This is a genomic window from Streptomyces sp. NPDC021019 (genome assembly GCF_044333295.1).
Classification (GTDB): Bacteria; Actinomycetota; Actinomycetes; order Streptomycetales; family Streptomycetaceae; genus Streptomyces.
Genome location: NZ_JBIRQR010000005.1, coordinates 378,862 through 400,814, shown reverse-complemented (window position 1 = coordinate 400,814; position 21,953 = coordinate 378,862). Strand labels below are relative to the sequence as shown.

Here is a 21,953-nt window from a genome sequence, read left to right as displayed (position 1 = left end):
CTCCGCGCGTTCCCGAGGTCGCGTCCGTCAAACCCCAAGGTCTCCACCGCGGAAGACGCCAAGGTCTCCACCGCGGATGAGGTCGGGCCGGTTCCCGGTGGCGTCGGTGCGCCGATCTCCGTGGCGAGAGCTTCCGGGCTCGGCCGCTGTCCGCCCGTCGGTCACCGAGAGGCAAAGGCCAGATTTCTATCGTTGAAAATTCTGCGTGCACGACCGTTGTGCCGTGTTTGGGGTTGTGGCTCAATGTTCGACTATGTGCAGTGCCTCGGTGGTTCGAGGCACCCCCGGCTCTTCGACGAGGACGATGCCTTGAGACGACAACACCCGCGCCCCCGTGCCCTGTTCAGGGCTCTGACCTGCGCTGCGGCGCTGCTCATTCCGGTCGGTGCCACCCTGGTCCCGACGGCGGCCGCCGCACCCGCCGTACCGTCCGAAGCCACCGCGAAGGCCTTCACAGCCGGCGACCCGGTCACCGATGTCCACGGGCTGAAGGGCGAGTACTTCAGCATGTCCGCCCCGGGCGCCCGCGACTTCGCGGAACTCGGCGCCACCTCCCTGGAGCCCGAGATCAATTTCCCGGGTCTCACCGGGACGTTCGAGTCGGCCACCGGCAAGACCGAGCACACGACGGCCCGTTGGACGGGGCAGCTGGAGGCCCCCGAGACCGGGGAGTACACCTTCTCCGCCATCGGCGACAACGGCTTCCGCCTCTACCTCGACGGAAACGTTGTCATCGACCACTGGGAGCCGGACTGGGACAGGGAGCAGCACAGTGCTCCGATCTCCCTGAAGGCCGGGGAGAAGCACGACTTCAAGCTGGAGATGTTTCAGGACGTCGGCGGTGCCAGCATGTTCCTGCGCTGGGGGAGTGACACCCTCGAGAAGCAGATCGTGCCCGAGTCCGCGTTCACCCCGCCCGCCGACTTCGAAGTCTACCCGGTCGCCCTGAGCGTCGCGAAGAACGGCAAGCGCCTCCAGGCCACCTTCCGCGACCGTGTCTCGGACTACCGGAAGGTGAAGGAACACCTCAAGATCGAGATCGACACCTCCCCGATGCCGGTGAAGTCGGTGAACCGTGCCTCGGACGACCTGAAGGCGCTGATCGTCGATCTGGCCGCACCGGTCCAGAAGGGCCAGCGCGTCAAGGTCGTCTACGACGGCCGGGGCGGTCTGAAGTCGGGGACCGAGACCGTCCCGGAGATCGGCCGCACCGCCAAGAACCTCTCCACGCACCGCCTCACCACCACCTGGGGCGACAAGCTGGACAAGAACCACCCGCTCCCGGAGTACCCCCGGCCGCAGCAGGTCCGCGACCAGTGGAAGAACCTCAACGGCCCCTGGGAGTTCGCCGGGGCCACCGAGGGGGAACAGCCGGTCTTCGGCAAGAAGCTCGACGAGAAGATCATCGTGCCGTTCCCGGTCGAATCGCAGCTCTCCGGCCTGGAGCGCGACGAGGACCACATGTTCTACCGCAAGCTCGTCACCGTGCCGAAGAACTGGTCGGTCGGCGAGGGGGACAAGAACGCTTCCAAGCGGCTGAAGCTCAACTTCGACGCTGTCGACTACCGGTCCACCGTCTGGGTCAACGGCGCCAAGGTCGCCGAACACACCGGCGGCTACACAGGGTTCACCGCCGACATCACCGACGCGCTGAAGGGCAGCGGCCCTCAGGAGATCGTCGTCGCCGTCACGGACGAGACCGGCCCGAACCAGCCCAAGGGCAAGCAGTCCACCAACCCCGGCGGCATCGTCTACACCCCGACGTCCGGCATCTGGCAGACCGTGTGGATGGAGCCGGTCGCCCCCACCGCCATCGACTCCCTGACCACCACACCGGACATCGACACCGGCCGCCTCGCGGTCACCGTCAACTCCGCGAAGGCCTCCGCCGACGCCCGGATCACCGCCGTCGCCCGTGACCGCAGGGGCAAGGTCGTCGGAACGGTCACCGGACCGGCCAACCGCGAGCTGAGCCTGAAGCTCGCGCACCAGCACCTCTGGTCGCCGGACGACCCCTACCTGTACGACCTCGACGTCTCCCTAGCCGACGGCCGCTCCAAGGACAGCGTCGAGAGCTACTTCGGGATGCGCCAGCTGAAGATCGACAAGGTGGGCGGCTACCAGAAGCTCGTCCTCAACGGAAAGCCCTTCTTCTCCCTCGCCATGCTCGACCAGGGCTTCTGGCCCGACGGGCTGTACACCCAGCCCAGCGACGCCGCTCTCACCTTCGACCTGAAGGCGCAGAAGGACCTCGGCTTCAACGCCGTGCGCAAGCACATCAAGGTGGAGTCGCCGCGCTGGTACTACCACGCCGACCGGCTCGGACTGCTCGTGTGGCAGGACTTCGTCAACGCCGACATCGACAGCGACGCCGGCAAGAACGCCTTCCTCACCCAGGGGAAGGAGATGATGAGGCAGTTCCACAACTACCCTTCGATCAGCGGCTGGATCGTCTTCAACGAGGGCTGGGGCGAGTGGGACCGCACGGAGACCGGCAAGATCGCCGAGGACGTCAAGGCACTGGACCCGTCCCGCGTCGTCAACGCGCACAGCGGCGTCAACTGCTGCGCCTCCAAGGGTGATTCCGGCAAGGGCGAGATCATCGACCACCACGACTACGTGAACGACGACCCGGCCTTCCCGGACGACCGTCGCGCCGCGATGGACGGCGAGCACGGCGGCTTCACGCTCCGGACGCCGGGGCACATGTGGCCCGGCGCGCCGGCCAACATCTACAGCGGGGTCGCGGACAAGACCGCCCTCACCGCGAAGTACGTCGACAACACCCGTACGTACTACCTCGCCGCAGCCGGCGCCGAGCTGTCCGGTTCCGTCTACACCCAGGTCAGCGACCTGGAGAACGAGCTGAACGGTCTCTGGACGTACGACCGTCGGGAGATCAAGGTCGACCCGAGGAAGGTCCGGGAGATCAACCGCCAGGTCATCGCCGCCGGGGCAGACGCCGGTGAGCGCGACGAGCTGAAGGGCGGCGGCTCCTGGTCGCTCGACGAGAACAAGGGCGACACCGCCCGCGACAGCGGACCCAACAAGGCCCACCTCGCCCTGGAAGGCGGCCCGTCCTGGGCGCCGGGCGTCACGGGCTCGGCACTGAACTTCGACGGTGAGGGGCAGTACGCGCAGAGCGCCGGCCCGGTCGTGGACACCACGAAGGACTACACGGTCTCCGCGTGGGCATCGCTGGACGCGGTCCCGGGCAACTACGCCACCGCCGTCAGCCAGGACGGCCGCCGCACGGAGAACCCCTTCTACCTCCAGTACGGGCAGGGCGCGTTCGCCTTCTCCACCCCGGGCGGCAAGCGCGCCCGCCTGGAGATCACCCCGGAGACCGGTAAGTGGTACCACCTGGTCGGGGTCCGCAAGGGCGACACGATCACGCTGTACGTCGACGGGAAGCCCGCCGCCACCACCGAGGCCGGGCCGGCCGATGTGAGCACCGGCCCGCTCTCCGTCGGGCGGGCCCAGTACGACGGAGCCAGGGGCGACTTCTGGAACGGCTCCGTCGACCAGGTCGGGGTGTACGACAAGGCCCTGACCGTCGAGGAGGTGTCCGTACTCCACGGCCGTCGGCAGCCGTAACGCGGGAAGGACCACGGGGCCGCCTTCCCCGCGCCGGACCTCCCGGCGCGGGGGAGCGGGCCCCTGAACCGCCCTCCGTCTGTACAACTCGCGGACCACGCAGACTGGTTGCGTCACTCCCAGGGTGGAGGCGAGGTGCAGCCCGACGGGGGATCCGCACGCACGGACAGATCCTGAATGATCCTTCCTGTCCGTACACGCGACCTGAAGGATCGATATCGTGCGCAACAGTCGACGTCTCGTGCCCGTGTTAGCGGTAAGTATCACGGCAACGCTCGCCCCCGCGTTGGTCACCTCCACGGCCACCGCCGCTCCGGCCGCCTCACCGTCGGCGTCCTCCCCGTCCAGCGCGTCCCCGTCAGCCGGCAAGGGCGCGCTGGACCGGTACGCGAAGCAGAAGCCGCGCTGGAAGCGGTGCGAGGCCGCCGCGCCCGGGGAGTTCCAGTGCGCCACGATCAAGGTTCCGCTGGACTACCGGGAACCCGGGGGCGACCGGATCGACCTGGCCATATCCCGGATCAAGGCCACCGCACCCGGCCAGCGGCACGGCGCCCTGCTCTCCAACCCCGGCGGTCCGGGCGGCGAAGGCCTGTACATGCCGCTGTCGATGGCCGAGTCGCTCCCCGCGTCCGTGCGGCAGAAGTACGACCTCGTCGGCTTCGACCCGCGCGGTGTGGGACGGAGCAGCCCGGTCTCCTGCGGCATGGAGCCGGAGGAGGAGAGCTGGCTGCGGCCGTACAAGGCGGAGACGTTCGACGACGACGTCGCCTGGGCGCGGACGTTCGCGGACAAGTGCGAGGAGAAGGCCGGTGACGTGCTCCCGCACCTCACCACGCGCAACACCGCACGCGACATGGACCTGCTCCGCGCGGTCCTCGGCGAGAAGAAGATCAGCTACGTGGGTTACTCGTACGGCACCTACCTGGGGGCCGTCTACACCCAGCTCTTCCCGCGACGCGCCGACCGGTTCGTGCTGGACAGCGCGGTCGACCCGGAACGCGCCTGGCGGGGGATGATCCAGTGGTGGGCGGAGGGCGCGGAGCCCGCGTTCGACCGCTGGACCGCGTGGGCCGCCGAGCGTTCGGAGCGGTACGGCCTCGGCGACACCCCGAAGAAGGTCGAGGGGACCTTCTGGGACCTGGTCGCGCAGGCCGGCGAGGAGCCCATCGACCTGGACGGGCAACTGGTCACCGGCGACGACCTCCGCAGCGGCATGCGGGCGGCGGTCTTCAGCCCGCTTTCCGCCACCGAGGCGTTCGTGGAGCTGAAGAAGGCGGCCGTCGGCAAGCCCGTCGCGCCGGAGAAGCTCAAGGCGTTCACCGGAGCCGAGGAACGGGGAACGGCGGGCGCGGCCGTCGAGACGCCTGCCGACAACATGTCGGCGAGCTTCTGGGCCGTCGTGTGCGGCGACAACTCCGCCGCGTGGTCCCGCGACCCCGAGAGCTACCGGCGCGACGCCATCGCGGACAAGCGCCGCTACCCGCTCTTCGGGGACTTCGCCTCCGGCATCAAACCGTGCGCGTTCTGGGACAGGTCCGAGGAGCGGGCGACCGAGGTGAACAACAAGGTCACCTCCCTGGTGGTCCAGAACGAGTGGGACTCGCAGACGCCGCTGCCCAGCGGCCAGGCCCTGCACCGGCAGCTCAAGGGATCGAAGATGGTCACCGTCCTCGGCGGCGAGGGCCACGGCGTCTACCCCAGCGGCAACCCGTGCACCGACGGCGCGGTCAACCGCTATCTGCTGACCGGCAAGCTCCCGGTGAAGGACATGACCTGCAAGGCGACGGCCGAGTCGAACGCCAAGGCGCGGCAGAACCAGAAGGAGGACGTGATCCCGGGGTCTCCGCTCCCGGACCGCGCCCCTGACCGCTTCTGACCCCGCCGCACGTCGCACCCCACCGCACATCGCACCCCGCCGCACGTCGCACCCCACCGCACATCTCGCCCCATCGCACATCTCGCCCCGCACAGAGCCGGCCCGGCCGCGACGGAAGACCCTCTCCGTCGTGACCGGGCCGGCCGGTCGTTCACCCGCTCATCCTCTTCGGCTCCCGGGGATCACGGGGTCCAGGGTGCGTCCACCGCCCAGGTGGTGTCCTCGGTGAAGGAGCCCGGGCTGTCGAAGGCCCGCCCGCCGCCGGGGGTGGCGAGCCGCACCTCGGAGTGGGTGTGGCGCAGATAGCTGCCGGGCAGATGGGCACTGGTGAACCGCACCCCACCACCGTCCGCGACCGCGCACCAGGTGGCATCCGCCTTGAACGGCGCGGAGTTGTCGTTGTCGTCGCGCCGCACGCGGAACTCCTGGTGGCGGAGGAACTCGCCGGGATAGTTGCGGGACTCCGAAACCGCCGCCCGGATACCACTCGTGGCCCGGCACCTTGTAGCCGAGCCCGCCGAACTCGCCCAGTGCGGCCGCCCGGGTGGCGCTCGGCGCGGTGTTCCCGGGGCCGACGTAGATGTGGTGGCCCACCACGCCGCCGTTGCCGCCGTCCACCGACCCGCAGCAGTTGACCCCGCTCATGCTGTCGACCAGGCGCGAGGGGTCCTGGGCCTTGCCTCGTCGGCGATCCTCGCCTGGTCGTACTGCCCCCAGACCTCGTTCTGGTTGACCCACATCACCACCGACGGCGAGCTGCGGTGCTGATCGATGACGGTGCGGTACTCCGCCTCCCACTGGGTGCGCGCGGGCCCGTCCGGCACCTTGCCGGTCTCCATCGACGGCATGTCCTGCCACACGAGCAGGCAGCGGCGGTCGGTGCACGCCGCAGGCCGCCGTCGCGCGGCGGGCGGTCGGTCGTACGGCGATCGCCTCTCCAACGTTGAAAAATAGGCGTCCGGCGGTATGACAGCACGGCGTCGGGCGGGTGTCCAGGCCTCGCGCAGGGCCTTTGCCGGAGGGTGAGCCGTCGACCGCGGGTGAGCTCCCTCGGTCCGTCGGCACATTTTGGGAACGCATCGACATCGCTCTTGCCGCCCGTGCCGCACCGCATATATAACGTTGTAAACCGAGCCGCCGACAGGCCGCGCAGACTCTCACGACCACTGTTCCCGCAGTACGCGGCAGAGGTGCGGGGGCTGCGGCTGCCGCGGCCGCAGAGCAGCCGATGCCTCGTCCCGCATGCCCCGACCGCACGCCGATCAGCGTGCTGTCACCCCGCCAAGGAGCGTTCCGCGCATGATGATCCAGCGTCGATCCCGTACCCTCGCCGTGGCCTGCGTCCTCGCCGCCACCACGCTGGCCGCCGCCGGCTGCGCCAAGTCGGAGACCTCCAACAACGCGGGTGGCGACAGCAGTCAGGGAGCGCAGGAAGCCAAGACTCCCGATTCCACCTCCGGTTCGGGCTGCAAGCTGACCACCTACGGCGCGCCGAAACTGGACCTCAAGGACGCCGTGGTCGGCTTCTCCCAGTCGGAGAAGGAGGCCAACCCCTTCCGGATCGCCGAGACCCAGTCCATCAAGGACGAGGCGAAGAAGGTCGGCGTCAAGAAGCTCCTCACCACCAACGCCCAGTCCCAGCTGTCCAAACAGATCAGCGACATCCAGGACATGCTGTCCCAGGGAGCCCAGTTCCTCATCGTCGCCCCGCTCAACTCCGACGGTCTGGAACCCGCGTTGAAGGCCGCGGCCGCCAAGAAGGTCCCCGTCCTCACCATCGACCGCAAGGTCAACTCCACCGCCTGCAAGGACTACGTGGCCTTCCTCGGCTCCGACTTCGTCGAGCAGGGCAAGCGCGCCGCCGACGCGATGATCAAGGTCACCGGCGGCAAGGGCAAGGTCGCCATCCTGCTCGGCGCGTCCGGCAACAACGTCACCACCGACCGCACCAAGGGCTTCGTCGACCAGGTGAAGGCCGAGGCCCCCGGCCTGGAGATCGTCGCCCAGCAGACCGGCGAGTTCGCCCGTGACAAGGGCCAGCAGGTCATGGAGCAGCTCATCCAGTCCAAGCCCGACATCACCGCCGTCTACGCCGAGAACGACGAGATGGGCCTCGGAGCCGTCACCGCGCTGAAGGCCGCCGGCAAGAAGCCCGGCAAGGACGTCAAGATCGTCTCCGTCGACGGCACCCGCAACGCCGTCCAGGCCCTCGTCAACGGCGAGTACAACGCCGTCATCGAGTCCAACCCCCGCTTCGGCCCGCTGGCCTTCGCCACCGCGCAGAAGTTCTACGCCGGTGAGGAGATCCCCGAGAACGTGATCATCACCGACCGCGCGTACGACGAGGCCAACGCCGAGGAATCGCTCGGCGGAGCGTACTGACATCGTCGGCCGGCCGGCCGCCGCGACGCCCGGGGCCCCCCGGGGTGAGCGGCGGCCCGGTCCATGCCCGTAACACCGGAAGGCCAGGATTCATGGCACCAACCCCAGTGACACCCCGCCGCCCGGAGCCCCCCGGTGCCGGTGCCGCCGCCGTGGCGGACCCCGTCCTCGAAGCCCGCTCGGTGAGCAAGCGGTTCCCGGGCGTCGTCGCCCTGGACGACGTCTCCTTCGCCCTGCGCGTGGGCGAGATCCACGCGCTCGTCGGCGAGAACGGGGCCGGCAAGTCCACCCTCATCAAGGTGCTCACCGGCGTCTACCGGAGCGACGAGGGCGAGGTGCGCGTGAGTGGCGAACCGGTCCGCTTCGCCCGCCCGTTCGAGGCGCAGCAGGCCGGCATCTCCACCATCTACCAGGAGGTGAACCTCGTCCCGCTGATGAGCGTGGCGCGCAACATCTTCCTGGGCCGGGAACCGAAGAACCGCCTCGGGCTCATCGACTTCGCCCGGATGAACCGCGAGACCACCGAACTCCTCGACGGGTTCGGCGTCCGCGTCGACCCCAAGCGGCCCCTGCACACCCTGGGCATCGGCACCCAGCAGATGGTCGCGCTCGCCCGCGCCGTCTCCGTACGGGCCCAGGTCGTCATCATGGACGAACCCACCTCTTCGCTGGAGCCCCGCGAGGTCGAGACCCTCTTCCGGGTCATCGAGAACCTGCGCGGCCAGGGTATCGCCGTCCTTTACGTCAGCCACCGCATGGACGAGCTCTACCGCATCTGCGACCGGGTCACCGTCCTGCGGGACGGCCGCCACATCCACACCGGCGAACTGGCCGCGCTGGAACGCATGCAGCTGGTGTCCATGATGCTCGGCCGCGACATGGCCGAGGTCCGGCGCGACGGCCTCACAGGTTTCGCCGCCGAAGGACACGACGCCGCCCGCACTCCCGTCCTCACCGCCAAGGGGCTCGACCGCCGCCACCAACTGCACGACGTATCAGTGGAGTTGTACGCCGGTGAGGTGCTGGGACTCGGCGGACTGCTGGGCTCCGGGCGCAGCGAGACCGCCAAGGCGCTCACCGGCGCACTGCCCCTGGACGGCGGGGAGATCACCGTCGACGGCAAGCGCCTCGGCCGCCCCACCCCGGCCGCCGCCATCCGCGCGGGCATCAGCATGCTCCCCGAGGACCGCAAGGCCGAGGGCATCGTCCCCGGCCTCTCCGTCCGCGAGAACATCGTGCTCGCCGCCCTGCCCCGGCTCTCCAGGGGCGGCATCGTCTCCCGCGCCAAACAGGACCGCGTCGTCGACCTCTTCATGAAGCGGCTGCGGATCAAGGCCTCCAGCCCCGAGCAGAAGGTCGGTGAACTCTCCGGCGGCAACCAGCAGAAGGTGCTGCTCGCCCGCTGGCTCTGCCTGGAGCCCAAGGTGCTGCTGCTCGACGAGCCCACCCGGGGCATCGACGTCGGCGCCAAGGCCGAGGTGCAGTCCCTCATCGACGAACTCGCCCGCGAGGGACTCGCCGTACTGCTGATCTCCTCCGACATCGAGGAGCTGATCGAGGGCGCCGACCGCATCGTCGTCCTGCGCGGCGGCGCGGTCACCGGGGAACTCGCCGGCGGCGAGGTGGACGAGAGCCGCCTCCTCGCCGTGCTCGCCGACCACACGCCGGACACCGCGCCCGACGACCCCACGCCCGACACCGGCGGGAAGGCCCCGGCCGCCGAGGAGGACCCCCGATGACCACCCAGGCCACCCTGCCACGCCCCGCCGCGAAGCCGCCGGCCCGGCTGCGCGACCCCGCCTGGTACCAGGAGTACGGGGTGTACGCGGCCGTCGCCGTCGTGCTGCTGTTCAACGCTCTGTTCACCGAGCACTTCATGACGGCCGACAACCTGCGCACCCAGCTCGTCCAGGTCGCGCCCATCGTGATCGTCGCGCTCGGCATGGCCCTGGTCATCGGCACCGAGGGCATCGACCTCTCCGTCGGCTCCACCATGGCGCTCGCCGCCGCCCTGCTGCCGCTCTACCTCGGCTACGGGCTGGTCCCCGCGCTGCTGATCGCGCTGCTCGCCGGAGCGGTCGTCGGCGCGATCAACGGGACGCTCGTCTCGCTCGTGGGGCTGCAACCCATCGTGGCGACCCTCGCCCTGTTCGTCGGCGGCCGAGGACTCGCCCTCGTGATGGCCGACGGCCGGCTCAAGCAGATCGTCAACCCCGACATCCTCGCGCTGGGCACCGGCTCCTTTCTCGGCATCCCGACGGTCGTCCTCATCGCGGGCGTCCTCGCGCTCGCCGTCGCGTTCCTGGTGCAGCGCACCACCTTCGGCCGCCAGATCGTCGCCATCGGCGGCAACCGCTCGGCCGCCGCGCTGTCCGGTCTTCCCGTCAAGCGCGTCCTGATCGGCGTCTACATCCTGTGCGGGGTGATGGCCGCCCTCGCCGGCATCCTCGCCACCGCCCGGCTCACCGCCAGCGACCCGTCCTCGCTCGGCACCCTCATGGAGCTCTCCGCCATCACGGCCGTAGTCGTCGGCGGCACCCCGCTGAACGGCGGCTCCATCCGGGTGCTCGGCACCGTCGCGGGGGCCCTGCTGATGCAGCTGCTGCGCGCCACCCTCGTCAAGCACGACCTGCCCGACTCCACCGCACAGATCGCCCAGGCGGCCATCATCATCGCCGCCGTCTACGTCGCCCGGGAGCGTAGGTCCCGATGAACCACACCAAACCGGCCACCGTGCCCGCGCCCGAGGCCCCGGCGCCCCTCAAGAGCGCCCCCTCGCGCCCCGAACCCCGCCCCGGGCGCTCCACCGGCTCCCGGATCGGCGAACTCCTCCAGCGCCAGGGCGTCCTCGCGGTCCTGCTGACCGTGATCCTCATCGCCTCGTTCGTCTACCCGACGTTCGCCAGCCTCGACAACGCCCGGGGCGTCACCGTCCAGGCCTCGTTCCTCGCGATCGTCGCGCTCGGCATGACCCTGGTCATCATCACCGGCGGTATCGACCTCTCCGTCGGCTCCGTCTTCGCTCTCGGTGGCGTGCTGGCCGCCTGGGCCTCCCAGTGGGGCTTCCTCGCCGCCCTGCTCGTACCCCTGGTGGTCTGCGGCGCGATCGGACTGGTCAACGGCCTCCTCATCGCCCGCGCGAACATGGCCCCCTTCATCGTCACGCTCGCCACCCTCCTCGCGGCGCGCGGCATGCTGCTCGCCTTCACCGACGAGGGCGCCACCACCTACCTGGTGCCCAAGGACTCCGCCTTCGCCGAGCTCGGCCAGGGCAGCGTCTGGGGCTTCGGACACCCGATCCTCGTCGCACTCGCCCTCTTCGGGGCGGGCGGACTCCTGCTCCAGCGGACCTCGTTCGGACAGACCCTGTTCGCCGTCGGCGGCAGCAGCGACGCGGCCACCCTCATGGGCCTGCCCGTCGCCCGGACGAAGATCCTCGTCTACACCCTCAGCGGACTGCTCGCCGGCCTCGCCGGAGCGCTCAACGCCGCCCGCCTCTCCTCCGGCGTCACCATCGTCGGCGTCGGCATGGAACTCGACGCGATCTCCGCCGTCGTCATCGGCGGCACCCTCCTCATCGGCGGCGCGGGATCCATCAGCGGCACCCTGTGGGGCGTCCTGCTCCTCGCTGTGATCCAGAACCTCATCAACCAGATCGGCTCGCTCAACTCCTCGTACCAGTCGGTGGTCAGCGGCGGCTTCCTTATCGTTGTCGTGGTGGCGCAGCGTTACCTCGCGCGCAGCCGGAGAACCACCTGACCCGTACGGATCGGGCCGAGTCGAACCAAGCAACAAGGAGTGCCGTGGGCGTCAGCCTCAAGGACGTGGCTCAACGGGCGGGCGTGTCCATCAAGACCGTGTCGAACGTGGTCAACAACTACCAGCACGTCACCCCGAAGATGCGGGCCAAGGTCCAGCAGGCGATCGACGAGCTCGGTTACCGGCCGAACCTCACCGCCCGCCACCTCCGCAAGGGCCGCACCGGCATCATCGCCCTCGCCGTCCCCGAATTCGGCAACCCGTACTTCGCGGAGCTGGCCGGCGAGGTCGTCGACGCGGCGGCCCGGCACGACTACACCGTCCTGGTCGACCACACGGCGGGCCTGCGGGAGAAGGAGCTGCTGGTCTGCCAGGGGTTCCGCTCCCACGTCATCGACGGCCTCATCCTCAGCCCCATCCACCTGGAGACCGAGGACCTGATGGCCCGCACCGAGACCGCGCCGCTGGTGCTGCTCGGCGAGCGCGAGTACGAGGCCCCCTACGACCACGTCGCCATCGACAACGTGGCCGCCGCCCGCGAGGCCGTCGCCCACCTCGTCGCGCTCGGCCACCGCAGGATCGCCTTCCTCGGCTCCCGCACCGGCCGGGAACGCCAGCCCGCCCACCTGCGGCTGCGCGGCTGGCGCGAGGAACTGGCCGCCTCCGGCATCGAACCCGACGAGTCCCTCGTCGTCGTCACCGACGGCTACGGGCGCGAGGACGGCGCGGCGGCGATGGCCTCCCTCCTCGACCGGGGCCGACGGCCCGACGCCGTGTTCGCGTACAACGACATGATCGCGACCGGCGCCATGCGCACCATCACCGAACGCGGCCTCACCATCCCGGACGACATCGCCGTCGTCGGCTTCGACGACATCGAGGAGAGCAGGTACGGGGCCACCACCCTCACCACCATCGCGCCCGACAAGGCGGCCATCGCCCGGCTCGCCGTCGACAGTCTCGTCGAACGCCTCGCGGGCGCCGCCGTGGCCGAACCCCGGCGGCCCCGCCCCGGCTACCGGCTCGTCGTCCGCGAATCCACCACGCCCCGCGAGGCCCCCGGACCGCCCCGCTAGCTGCCCCGAGTCGGGTCGTCGACCACGCCCCCACGGAAGGCGGTTGGTGACACGCCGGCGAGGCCCCCTCCGCACCCCCAAGGAACTCCTCATGCCCACCGTGCACCGCAAACCGTTCGGCCGCGCCCACGGGCAGAGCGAGATCGACCTCTGGACCCTCGACTCCGGCACCGGCGTCCGGGCCGAGATCCTCACCTACGGCGGTGTCCTGCACAGCCTCACCGTGCCGGACACCGCGGGCAGCCCCGGCCCGGTCGTCCGCTCGCTGCCCGCTATCGACGACTACACCGACAAGAACCCGTACTTCGGGGCCGTCGTCGGCCGGTACGCCAACCGCATCGCCCACGGCCGCTTCACCCTCGACGGGACCACCTACCACATCCCCGCCAACGACCGGGGCCACGCCCTGCACGGGGGACCCGACGGCTTCCACACCAAGGTCTGGCAGGCCACCGGGGACCGTACCGACACCACCGCCGTCCTCCGCCTCACCCTGCACAGCCCCGACGGCGACATGGGCTTCCCCGGAGCGCTCGACGTCACCGCCACCTACACCCTGGACACCACGGGGACCCTCGCCGTCGACTACCGGGCCGTCACCGACCGGCCCACCGTCGTCAACCTCACCAACCACTCCTACCTCAACCTCGGCGACGACGACATCCTCGGCCACACCCTCCACGTCGACGCCGACGCCTACCTCCCCATCGACCCCGACTCCATCCCCGAAGGCCCGCCCGCCCCGGTGGCCGGCACCCCGTTCGACCTCACCGCCCCACAGCGGCTGGGCGGACGACTCGCCCTGCCACACCCCCAACTCGCCCTGGCCGGCGGCTTCGACCATTGCTGGGTCCTGCGCCCCGCCGTCCCCGGGGCCCTGCGCCGGGCCGCCCGCCTCACAGCCCCGGGCGACCGGCGGACCCTGGAACTCTGGACCACCGAACCCGGCGTCCAGGTCTACACCGCCAACCAGCTCGACGGCGCGTTCACCGACGGCACCGGCCGCCGCCACCACCGCCACGGATCGCTCTGCCTGGAGACCCAGCACCTGCCGGACTCGCCCAACCGCCCCGGCCAACCCACCACCGTGCTGCGCCCCGGCGAGACCCTGCGCAGCCGCACCGAATGGCGCTTCCCGCACCTGCGGCGCCGCGAATAACCGGTTGCGGCCTCCGGCGGCCCCCTGATCTACTCCGGCGGTCCACCGGTACGACCCAGGAGTCCCAAACATGCGCCGAGCTTTCGTGTCTTCCCCGACAGAAACTGACCTTTCTCTCAAGGACATGAAGCTCCGTGCACACGTTGAACCTGGGAATCCTGGCGCATGTCGACGCCGGTAAGACAAGCCTGACCGAGCGGCTCCTCCACACCGCCGGAACCATCGACACCATCGGCAGCGTCGACGACGGCAGCACACAGACCGACTCCCTCTCCCTGGCGCGCCGACGCGGCATCACCATCAAGTCCGCCGTCGTCTCCTTCACTCTCGGCGCCACCACGGTCAACCTGATCGACACCCCCGGCCACCCGGACTTCATCGCCGAGGTGGAGCGGGCCCTGGGCGTGCTCGACGGAGCCGTCCTGGTCGTGTCCTCGGTGGAGGGCGTCCAGGCGCAGACCCGCGTCCTGCTGCGCACCCTGCGCCGACTGCGCATCCCCACCCTGCTGTTCGTCAACAAGACCGACCGGCCCGGCGCACGGTACGGCTCGCTGCTGACGAGTATCACCGAACGGCTCTCCCCGGACATCGTCGCGATGGGCTCCGCCCGGGGCCTCGGCACCCGGTCCGCGACGAGCACCCCGTTCACGGCGGCCGATCCCGGCTTCACCGGTGCGCTCACCGACCTGCTCACCCGGCACGACGACGAGCTGCTGAGCGCGTACGTCGACGACCCGGCGGGTCTCACCCACGCCCGGCTCCTCGGGGCGCTGGCCGAACAGACCGCCCGGTGCCTCGTCCACCCGGTCTTCTTCGGCTCCGCCGTCACCGGCGCGGGCATCGACGCCCTGGTCGACGGCATCACCGGTCTGCTGCCCGCCGCCACGGGGGATCCGGATGCGCCGGCCCGGGGCACGGTGTTCAAGGTCGACCGGACCGCGAACGGCGAGCGGACCGCGTACGTCCGCATGGTCCAAGGGGCCGTGCACGCCCGGGAGGTGCTGCGCTTCCGCAGCCCGGACGGTCAGGAGGGCGTAGGCAAGGTTTCGGCGCTCAGCGTTTTCGAGAACGGCCGTGAGGTGCCGGTTCCGGCGGTCCGCGCCGGCCGGATCGGCAGGCTGAAAGGGCCGGCCGGCATCCGGATCGGCGACAGCGTCGGCGCGGACCGGGCCGAGGCCGGACGCCGGCACTTCGCCCCGCCGACCCTGGAGACGGTCGTCGTCCCGCGACGCCCCGAGGACCGGGGCGCCCTGCACCTCGCGCTCGGCCGCCTCGCCGAACAGGACCCGTTGATCGGCGTCCGCCGTGACGACCTCCGCGGGGAGGTGTCCCTCTCGCTCTACGGGGAGGTGCAGAAGGAGGTCATCCAGACGATCCTGGCCGAGGAGTTCGGCGTGGATGTGCACTTCGGGGAGACCACGACCATCTGCCTGGAACGGCCGGCCGGCACGGGGGCGGCCGCCGAGTTCATCGACACGCACCCCAACCCCTTCCTCGCCACCGTCGGACTGCGCGTCGAGCCGGCCCCGTACGGCAGCGGGGTGGAATTCCGCCGCGCCGTGGAACTCGGTTCCATGCCCCGTTCCCTGATGCGGGCGGTCGAGGAGATTGTGCGTTCCACCCTGGGTCAGGGAATGCACGGCTGGCAGGTCACCGATTGCGTGGTCACCCAGACGCACTCCGGCTACAGCAGTGTGTCGAGCACGGCGGGCGATTTCCGCGGTCTGACGCCACTGGTCCTGATGGACGCGCTGCGCCGGGCCGGCACGCGGGTGTACGAGCCGATGCACCGCTTCCGTCTGGAGGTGCCCACGGACGCCTTCGGCGCACTGGTCCCGGTCCTCGCCCGGCTCCGGGCGGAGCCGGGACCGCCCGAGGCGCACGGCGCTCTCTGCCTCGTGGAGGGCGAGATCCCGGCGGCCCGGGTCCACGAGCTCCAGCGGCTGCTGCCTGGGGCGACCCGGGGCGAGGGGATGCTGGAGTCCGCCTTCGCCGGCCACCGCCCGGTGACCGGCCCGGTCCCGGACCGCCCGCGCACCGACCACGACCCGCTGCACCGCAAGGACTACCTGTTGCGCACGGTGCGGCGGGTCGCCGAGTGAGCCCCGCTACGTGAGGTAGGGGCCGCCGCGCCGATCTTCCCCGGCGCGGCGTTCTCACCGCCGAGGTCCAGGACGTACCCGCGCAGGCAGGTTGCCCTTCCCGGGGGCCGGGACCGCGAGGGTGCCTCCGGTGACGACCTTCGTGTCACCCATGACGGCGTCCTCGTACGTGCCGGTGGGAATGCCGGTGCACGTGACGCTCCAGGAGACCGTCACCACGGCGAAGCTGCCGGTGCGAGCTACCGTTGCATGACAGGTGCGTGAAGGGATCCTGCAGCACCGTCTCACCGGAATGGAAGGGCACGTGCCGGCGTTCCCACGGTCATGACCTTCTCCGTTGATGTGACCGTGCGCGGCTACGAGCTCGACACCCAGGGCCACCTGAACCAGGCCGTCTATCTCCAGTACGCGGAGCACGCGCGCTGGGAGCTGCTTCGGGCCGCCGGGCTGCCCCAGGAGAAGCTGCTGGCCGATGGAATCGGCCCGGTGCAGCTCGAGGTGACGGTCAAGTACCACCGCGAACTGCGCGGCGGCGAGCGGGTGCGCGTCACCTGCCGGTTCGACTACGGCACGGGCAAGACGTTCACTCTGGAACAGCACATCATCAAGGAGGACGGCACGGTGGCCGCCGAGATCACCGGAGTGGCCGGCGTCCTCGATCTGACCGCACGCCGGCTCGTCCCGGACCCGCGGGGCCGTCTCGCCGCCCTGGCCGGCAACCCCGATCTGCTGACCGGCTGACCGGCCGGCCCGGCCGTGCTCCTCACCGGCCACGACAAGCCCGTCGCCCCCCGGAGGAACCGAGGCCCGCGTACGCCCGGGACGAGGCGCCCGGCCCTCGACAAGCGCTGAGCTCGTTCCTTCAGGCGGAGGCAGCGGCATCGTCGAGTGATCACGGCACGTGAACGCCGCGCCCCGCGGCGGAACGGGCGTGGGCGGGTGGCGCATCCCCCGTGCGAGCTACAGGAGCCGTCCTCGCACGGGTGATCCGCCGACGCCCGCGGATTCCTAGTGTGGTCGTCAGGTCGCCGCAGGGGTGGCCCACAACCGGGGAGGCCACCATGGACACGACATCCGCGATACGGCGCAGCGCGGGCTCCGGCCCGGGCGAGGACCGCGACGCGGGCGGCGGCCGCTTCGGTCGGATCATGCGGTCCCCGCTCGGCTGGATGCTGGCGGGAATGGTCGGCGTCGGCCTGGTGTCGGGGCTGACGGCGACCGGCCCCGGCCCCGTGCCGATGCTGGGCGCGGTTGTCGCGGTGGCCGTGTACTGCTACGTCATGCGCCGTGTGGCACGACGCTCCGCACCGGAGATCGCCCGATCCGGCGCCACCAGGGAAGTGCTGCTGGGCGGCGGGATCGGCCTGGGCTTCATTCTTGTCTCCGCCCTCCTCATCACGGCGTTCGGAGGCTACTCGTTCACCTGGGCCGGCGACGGCTTCGTGTCGGTCGTCCGGACCGCGGTCATGGTGCAAGTCGGCGCCGCGGTCACCGAGGAGTTGCTGTTCCGCGGTCTTGCCCTGCAGGCCCTTGAGCAGCTGTGGGGTAGCCGGGCCGCCCTCGTGGTCACCTCGCTGTTCTTCGGCGTCGCCCACCTGGGCGCCCCGGGAGCGAACGCGTGGAGCGGACTGGCGATCGCCCTGGAGGCGGGCGTCCTGCTCGGAGCCGCGTTCTTGTGGCGGCGTAACATCTGGTTCGTCGTGGGGCTGCACTTCGCCTGGAACACCACGCAGCAGCTGCTCGGCATCCCGGTCTCCGGACACCCTCCCGAGGGCCTGTTCACCGTGGACGTCCGTGGCTCCGCCCTTCTGACCGGGGGCAGCTTCGGTCTGGAGGCGTCGATCATGCCCGTCCTCATGGGCGTGGCCATCGCTGTGCCGATGCTCGTCCGCGCCCACCGGGGCGGTGGCATCAAGTCCCGCCGAAGCGCGCCCCGTTGAGCCGGTCCGGCTGGAGGAGACCGAAGTGATGTCACGTCAGGCGATCTGGAGTCCGCCGCTGCTTCGGGCGCCGCTCGACCGGTGGCGGGCGCGGGATGCTCTCGTCAAGGACGCTGTCCTCGCCCTGGCGCTCACCCTGCTGGCCTTCGTGCCGCCCCTGTCCCCGATAGGTGCGCAGATCGGCGATCTGCCCCAGAGGCCGACGGACGTACTGAGCGTCGGGCTGGTCCTGGCCCAGACCGTGCCGCTGACGGTCCGCCGCAGGTGGCCCGCAGCCTGTCTGGCCGTCATCGCGGGCGCGTTCGCCGTGCACCAGGCGCTGGGCTTCGCGACGACGTTCGCGAGCATGGGACTGTATCTGGCCCTGTACTCCGCCGGGGCCCACCAGGTCCGCTTCCGCCACGGCCTGGCCGCCGTGGCGAGCACGGGTTACGCCGTGCTCGCCGTCGTCCTGAACCGCCTCGGCTCCCCGAACGCGCTACCGGACTACCTCGCGTTCTCCCTGGCCCTGGCCACGGCCTGGCTGGTGGGGAGCACGGTGCGCATGCGGCGGACGGAAGAGGCGAAGCGCCGGCGGCTGGCCGTCGTGGTGGCCACGGCCGCCGAGCGGGCGCGGATCGCCCGCGAGTTGCACGACGTGGTCACCCACCACGTGACGGCCATGGTGGTCCAGGCCGACGCGGCGCAGTTCCTGCTCACGTCCGCGCCGCTACGCGTCGGAGAGGGACTGACGGCCGTGAGCGACACCGGCCGTCGGGCGCTGACGGAACTGCGGTACCTGCTCGGTGTCCTGGAGGCGACCGGCGAGGCGGCATCCGGGGACCTGGCGGGCGTGGGCCGGACACCCGCACCGCGACGGGTGGGGGACCTGGTCGAGGAGACCCGCAGGTCGGGTCAGCCGGTCGAGTTCTGCGAGCAGGGGAAGCGGCGGCCGGGGGGTGTGGACGTGGAGCTGGCCGCTTACCGGGTGGTGCAGGAGGCGCTCACCAACGCCTTGAAGCACGCGGCCGGAAAGCCGACACAGGTTCTGCTCCGGCACGGCGACGAGCACATCGAGATCGTGGTGACCACCGGCGGACCCGCCGCCGCACCGGTCGCGTGGAAGCCGGGTACCGCGGGAGGACGAGGGCTGGCCGGGCTGCGCGCCCGGGTGCGGATGCTGGATGGTGAACTGGAGGCCGGCCCCCGGCCCGGAGGCGGGTTCGAGGTCCGTGCCACGCTTCCGTCCAAGTCCCCTCAGGAGTGACCTCGTGAGCGATACGCCGCCACCGACCCGTGTGCTCGTCTGCGACGACCAGGCGCTGGTGCGGACCGGCTACGTCACCATCTTCTCCGCGCAGCCCGACATGCAGGTCGTCGGGGAGGCCGAGAACGGCCACGAAGCGGTCCGGGCCGCGCGGCTGCTGCGTCCCGATGTGGTCGTGATGGACATCCGGATGCCCCTGCTCGACGGCATCGAGGCGACGCGACAACTGGCCGGTCTCGGTACCGAGAACGCACCGAAGGTACTCGTCGTCACCACGTTCAACGTCGACGCCTACGTCTATGACGCGTTGCGTGCCGGAGCGAGCGGATTCCTTCTCAAGGACGCGCCTCCGGCGGAGCTGGTCAACGGAATCCGGACCGTCGCCCGGGGCGAGGCCCTGCTGGCACCCGCCGTCACCCGCCACCTCATCGGCCACTTCGCCCGGCATCTGCGACCGGCCGACGCCTCCCGGCCGGCCAGACAGGACGTCGTGCGTGCGCTGGCCCCGCGCGAGCTGGAAGTGCTCCAACTGATCGCCGAGGGGCTGTCGAACGCGGAAATCGCCGTGTCGATGTACATCACGCCCGAGACCGTCAAGACCTACGTGTCGCGCATCCTGGCCAAACTCGGCCTGCGCGACCGCGTCCAGGCCGTCGTCCTCGCCCACCGGGTCGGACTGGTGCCCGGCCCACCGTGACCGGCATGCGCGGGTGCTCAGGTGCTGCGGCTCCGCACCGCGGGTCTCCGGTGACGCGTCGAGGTCGGCGAGGTCCGAGAACCACTGTTCGGATCTATGGCAACGAGTGTGTGACTGCTGTGGCAGGCAGGGCTACATGCCGCGGTACGGCCCGGTCCACAGTTCTGGCCGTTCGCCGTCGGCCATCGGAAGCCGGCGCAGCTGTACCGGGCCGGGGTGGAAGGCTGAGGTGTTGGGGCCGGCCATGTCCTCGCCAATGAGGTAGCGGTAGAGCCATTCGGCGAAGCTCATGTCGTATCTTGCCCAACCGCCCTCGCCGTCTTCGACCAGGATCCAGGGGGCTGGATCGTCCACAGCTACGAGGAACAGTGTCTCACCCCGGTCGGTGCTGGCGATTGGCCACAGTCCTTTGCGCGTACCGAAGCTCAACTCTGTGAGTCCGAACAACAAGCGAGGGTCCTCGTCGGGGTCGAGGTCCTCCCAGGAGATGGCGGACCAAGCGCGGACCGTGTCACGTATCCGGTCGCCCAGATTCCAGCGCTCGGTCGCGGGGTGACTCAGGTACAGGTGGCCGTTGAGCTGGATGGGGGCGTACGCGTCCACGAGGGTCTGGTAGTCGGTCGGCAGCCGGATGCCGATTTCTGCGTGGAGGCGGTCCCAGGCGGCGGGGTCCGCGTAGTGGTTTCGGGCCTGGCCGAGCATCGCCATGACTGCGGGCAGGTAGTCGGTCATGACGCTCCTCGCTGCTGTGTCGTTTTCTACAGCCGGATCATCCCAGCTCGGAGATCGCGCTGATCAGGCTGTCAGCCTCCGATAACAGATCAGAGCTGCGGCCATGCCGGCCAATGCCAGGAAATGGTCGGCCTTGCGCTCGTAGCTACGGTGCAGGCGGCGACACCCCAGCCATGCCACGGTGCGCTCGACGGTCCAACGGTGTCGACCGAGGCGCTGGGAGGACTCGAGGCCCCGGCGCGCGATGCGCGGTGTGATGTCGCGGAAGCGGAGCCATGCGCGTAGCCGGTCAAAGTCGTAGCCCTTGTCGCCGTGCAGCTTGGCCGGTCGACGGCGGCGGGGCCCACGACGGGAGCGGATGGGCGGGATGCCCCGCACCAGGGACTCCAGCGCTCGGCTGTCGTGGGTGTTCGCAGCCGAGGTGCCGATGGAGATGGGCAGACCGGTCCGCTCGGCGATCAAGTAAATCTTTGATCCCTTCTTCCCGCGGTCCACGGGATGGGGACCCGTCAGGCCCCCTTCGAGGGCTCTCCTGTTCACCGAGTCGATCGCGCACCGGGACCAGTCCAGTCCACCCCGTGCGCCGAGCTCGTCCACGACCAGGCGGTGCAGCTTGCGCCACACTCGAGCTTTGCTCCACTCGGTGAAGCGTCGGTGCGCGGTCGACCCGGAAGGCCCGAGACCCGGCGGCAGTTGCCGCCACCCGCACCCATGTCTCCTACGCGATCACGCACCAGCTCGTTGGAGGTCGTCTCAGGTGGTGCGCCATCACATTCCGCGGTCTGGGCCATACGCCGCGCGAGTGGGCTGGCCCGGTCCTGCAGGTGGGTACTCCAGCCACACCGGGCCGGGGTAGAAGGCCGCGCTGTCCCAACCGGTCATCTCCTCGCCGACGAGGTGGCGGTACAACCACTCGGCGAAGGGCATGGGGTGTCCGACCCAGTCGCCCTCTGCCCCTTGGACCACCACACCGTCGCAGAACCCGTGGACCGACGAGGCTACGAAGACGGCAGCTCCCTGATCGGTGGCGGCGATGGGTACGAGACCTTCGGTGGTTCCGAAGCTGAGCTGGGGGAGTTGGCAGAAGACGCGAGGATCGTCGTCCGGCCCAGTGATGTAGGACTGCCAATTGCTATCAGCCCAGACTTCTGATGCCGAGCGGATCTCCTCGCCCAGGTTCCACCAGCTTGACGCAGGGTGAGACAGTGTGAGGTGTCCGTTGATCCGCACAGGCGCATACGCGTCGACGATCTGTTTGTAGTCCCCCGGAAACGTCCTGCCGAGTTCCTCCTCCAGACTGAGCCAGGCCGCGGGGGCGGCGTAGCGTTCCTCTCCGGGGCCCAGCATCGCGAAGACGCCCTGTAGGTAGTCGGTCACGGCGGTCATG

General features: G+C 70.3%; 15 protein-coding genes and 3 pseudogenes. 13 read left to right on the top strand and 5 right to left on the bottom strand.

The features are described 5' to 3' along the window. Positions 1-243 precede the first annotated feature (243 nt). Positions 244-3,597 carry a LamG-like jellyroll fold domain-containing protein gene (locus tag ACH4RG_RS26855; protein WP_398540378.1) on the top strand — a complete coding sequence of 1,118 codons (3,354 nt, stop codon included), beginning with the start codon at positions 244-246 and terminating at the stop codon, positions 3,595-3,597. Between the two features lie 241 nt (positions 3,598-3,838). Beyond that, the gene (locus ACH4RG_RS26850) at positions 3,839-5,473 is read left to right on the top strand and encodes an alpha/beta hydrolase (protein ID WP_397931665.1); all 1,635 of its coding nucleotides are present in this window, start codon (positions 3,839-3,841) and stop codon (positions 5,471-5,473) included. A gap of 182 nt (positions 5,474-5,655) precedes the next feature. On the opposite strand, the pseudogene ACH4RG_RS26845 reads toward ACH4RG_RS26850, so the two are convergent. After that, a pseudogene (locus ACH4RG_RS26845) lies at positions 5,656-6,351 on the bottom strand (AbfB domain-containing protein); the annotation flags it as partial. A gap of 421 nt (positions 6,352-6,772) precedes the next feature. On the opposite strand from ACH4RG_RS26845, the gene ACH4RG_RS26840 reads away from it, so the two are divergent. From ACH4RG_RS26840 to ACH4RG_RS26810, 7 genes are all read left to right on the top strand, one after another. Then, entirely contained in the window at positions 6,773-7,855 is a 1,083-nt protein-coding gene (locus ACH4RG_RS26840) for an ABC transporter substrate-binding protein (RefSeq protein WP_397931667.1), read from the top strand. A gap of 92 nt (positions 7,856-7,947) precedes the next feature. Next, a complete protein-coding gene (locus ACH4RG_RS26835; protein ID WP_397924470.1) occupies positions 7,948-9,594 on the top strand; it encodes a sugar ABC transporter ATP-binding protein in 1,647 nt (548 codons plus the stop codon). After that, a complete protein-coding gene (locus ACH4RG_RS26830) occupies positions 9,591-10,568 on the top strand; it encodes an ABC transporter permease (RefSeq protein WP_397924473.1) in 978 nt (325 codons plus the stop codon). Before ACH4RG_RS26835 ends, ACH4RG_RS26830 begins: the two co-directional genes overlap by 4 nt. After that, complete coding sequence (locus tag ACH4RG_RS26825; protein ID WP_397931671.1) at positions 10,565-11,614, top strand: ABC transporter permease; 1,050 nt, start codon at positions 10,565-10,567, stop codon at positions 11,612-11,614. Before ACH4RG_RS26830 ends, ACH4RG_RS26825 begins: the two co-directional genes overlap by 4 nt. A 44-nt stretch (positions 11,615-11,658) precedes the next feature. Continuing rightward, positions 11,659-12,690: a LacI family DNA-binding transcriptional regulator gene (locus ACH4RG_RS26820; protein WP_397931673.1), complete on the top strand. Its 1,032-nt coding sequence runs from the start codon at positions 11,659-11,661 to the stop codon at positions 12,688-12,690. A 91-nt stretch (positions 12,691-12,781) separates the two neighbouring features. Beyond that, positions 12,782-13,849 (top strand): aldose epimerase family protein, encoded by a 1,068-nt coding sequence (locus tag ACH4RG_RS26815; protein WP_398540377.1) that lies wholly within the window; start codon positions 12,782-12,784, stop codon positions 13,847-13,849. A gap of 134 nt (positions 13,850-13,983) precedes the next feature. After that, positions 13,984-15,951 carry a GTP-binding protein gene (locus tag ACH4RG_RS26810; RefSeq protein ID WP_398540376.1) on the top strand — a complete coding sequence of 656 codons (1,968 nt, stop codon included), beginning with the start codon at positions 13,984-13,986 and terminating at the stop codon, positions 15,949-15,951. Here ACH4RG_RS26810 and ACH4RG_RS26805 read toward each other — a convergent pair. Then, positions 15,915-16,185: pseudogene (locus tag ACH4RG_RS26805) on the bottom strand (hypothetical protein); the annotation flags it as partial. The gene ACH4RG_RS26810 and the pseudogene ACH4RG_RS26805 overlap by 37 nt on opposite strands. Before the next feature lie 90 nt (positions 16,186-16,275). Here ACH4RG_RS26805 and ACH4RG_RS26800 point away from each other — a divergent pair. The 4 genes from ACH4RG_RS26800 (at position 16,276) to ACH4RG_RS26785 (ending at position 19,834) form a co-directional block, all read left to right on the top strand. Beyond that, on the top strand, positions 16,276-16,692 hold the full coding sequence (locus tag ACH4RG_RS26800; RefSeq protein ID WP_397924483.1) for an acyl-CoA thioesterase: 417 nt from the start codon (positions 16,276-16,278) through the stop codon (positions 16,690-16,692). A gap of 320 nt (positions 16,693-17,012) precedes the next feature. Continuing rightward, positions 17,013-17,891, top strand: a complete 879-nt coding sequence (locus ACH4RG_RS26795) for a lysostaphin resistance A-like protein (RefSeq protein ID WP_398540375.1) — start codon at positions 17,013-17,015, stop codon at positions 17,889-17,891. A 25-nt stretch (positions 17,892-17,916) separates the two neighbouring features. Beyond that, positions 17,917-19,137: a sensor histidine kinase gene (locus tag ACH4RG_RS26790; RefSeq protein ID WP_397931680.1), complete on the top strand. Its 1,221-nt coding sequence runs from the start codon at positions 17,917-17,919 to the stop codon at positions 19,135-19,137. Between the two features lie 4 nt (positions 19,138-19,141). Next, positions 19,142-19,834 (top strand): response regulator, encoded by a 693-nt coding sequence (locus tag ACH4RG_RS26785; RefSeq protein WP_397931683.1) that lies wholly within the window; start codon positions 19,142-19,144, stop codon positions 19,832-19,834. 132 nt (positions 19,835-19,966) lie between these two features. Here the strand turns inward: ACH4RG_RS26785 and ACH4RG_RS26780 are convergent, their stop codons facing one another. From ACH4RG_RS26780 to ACH4RG_RS26770, 3 genes and pseudogenes are all read right to left on the bottom strand, one after another. Then, positions 19,967-20,566, bottom strand: coding sequence for an SMI1/KNR4 family protein (locus tag ACH4RG_RS26780; RefSeq protein WP_397924492.1), 600 nt, complete (start codon positions 20,564-20,566; stop codon positions 19,967-19,969). A gap of 63 nt (positions 20,567-20,629) precedes the next feature. Beyond that, a pseudogene (locus ACH4RG_RS26775) lies at positions 20,630-21,277 on the bottom strand (IS5 family transposase); the annotation flags it as partial. Positions 21,278-21,334: 57 nt separating this feature from the next. Further along, positions 21,335-21,952, bottom strand: a complete 618-nt coding sequence (locus ACH4RG_RS26770; RefSeq protein ID WP_397924494.1) for a hypothetical protein — start codon at positions 21,950-21,952, stop codon at positions 21,335-21,337. Position 21,953 lies beyond the last annotated feature (1 nt).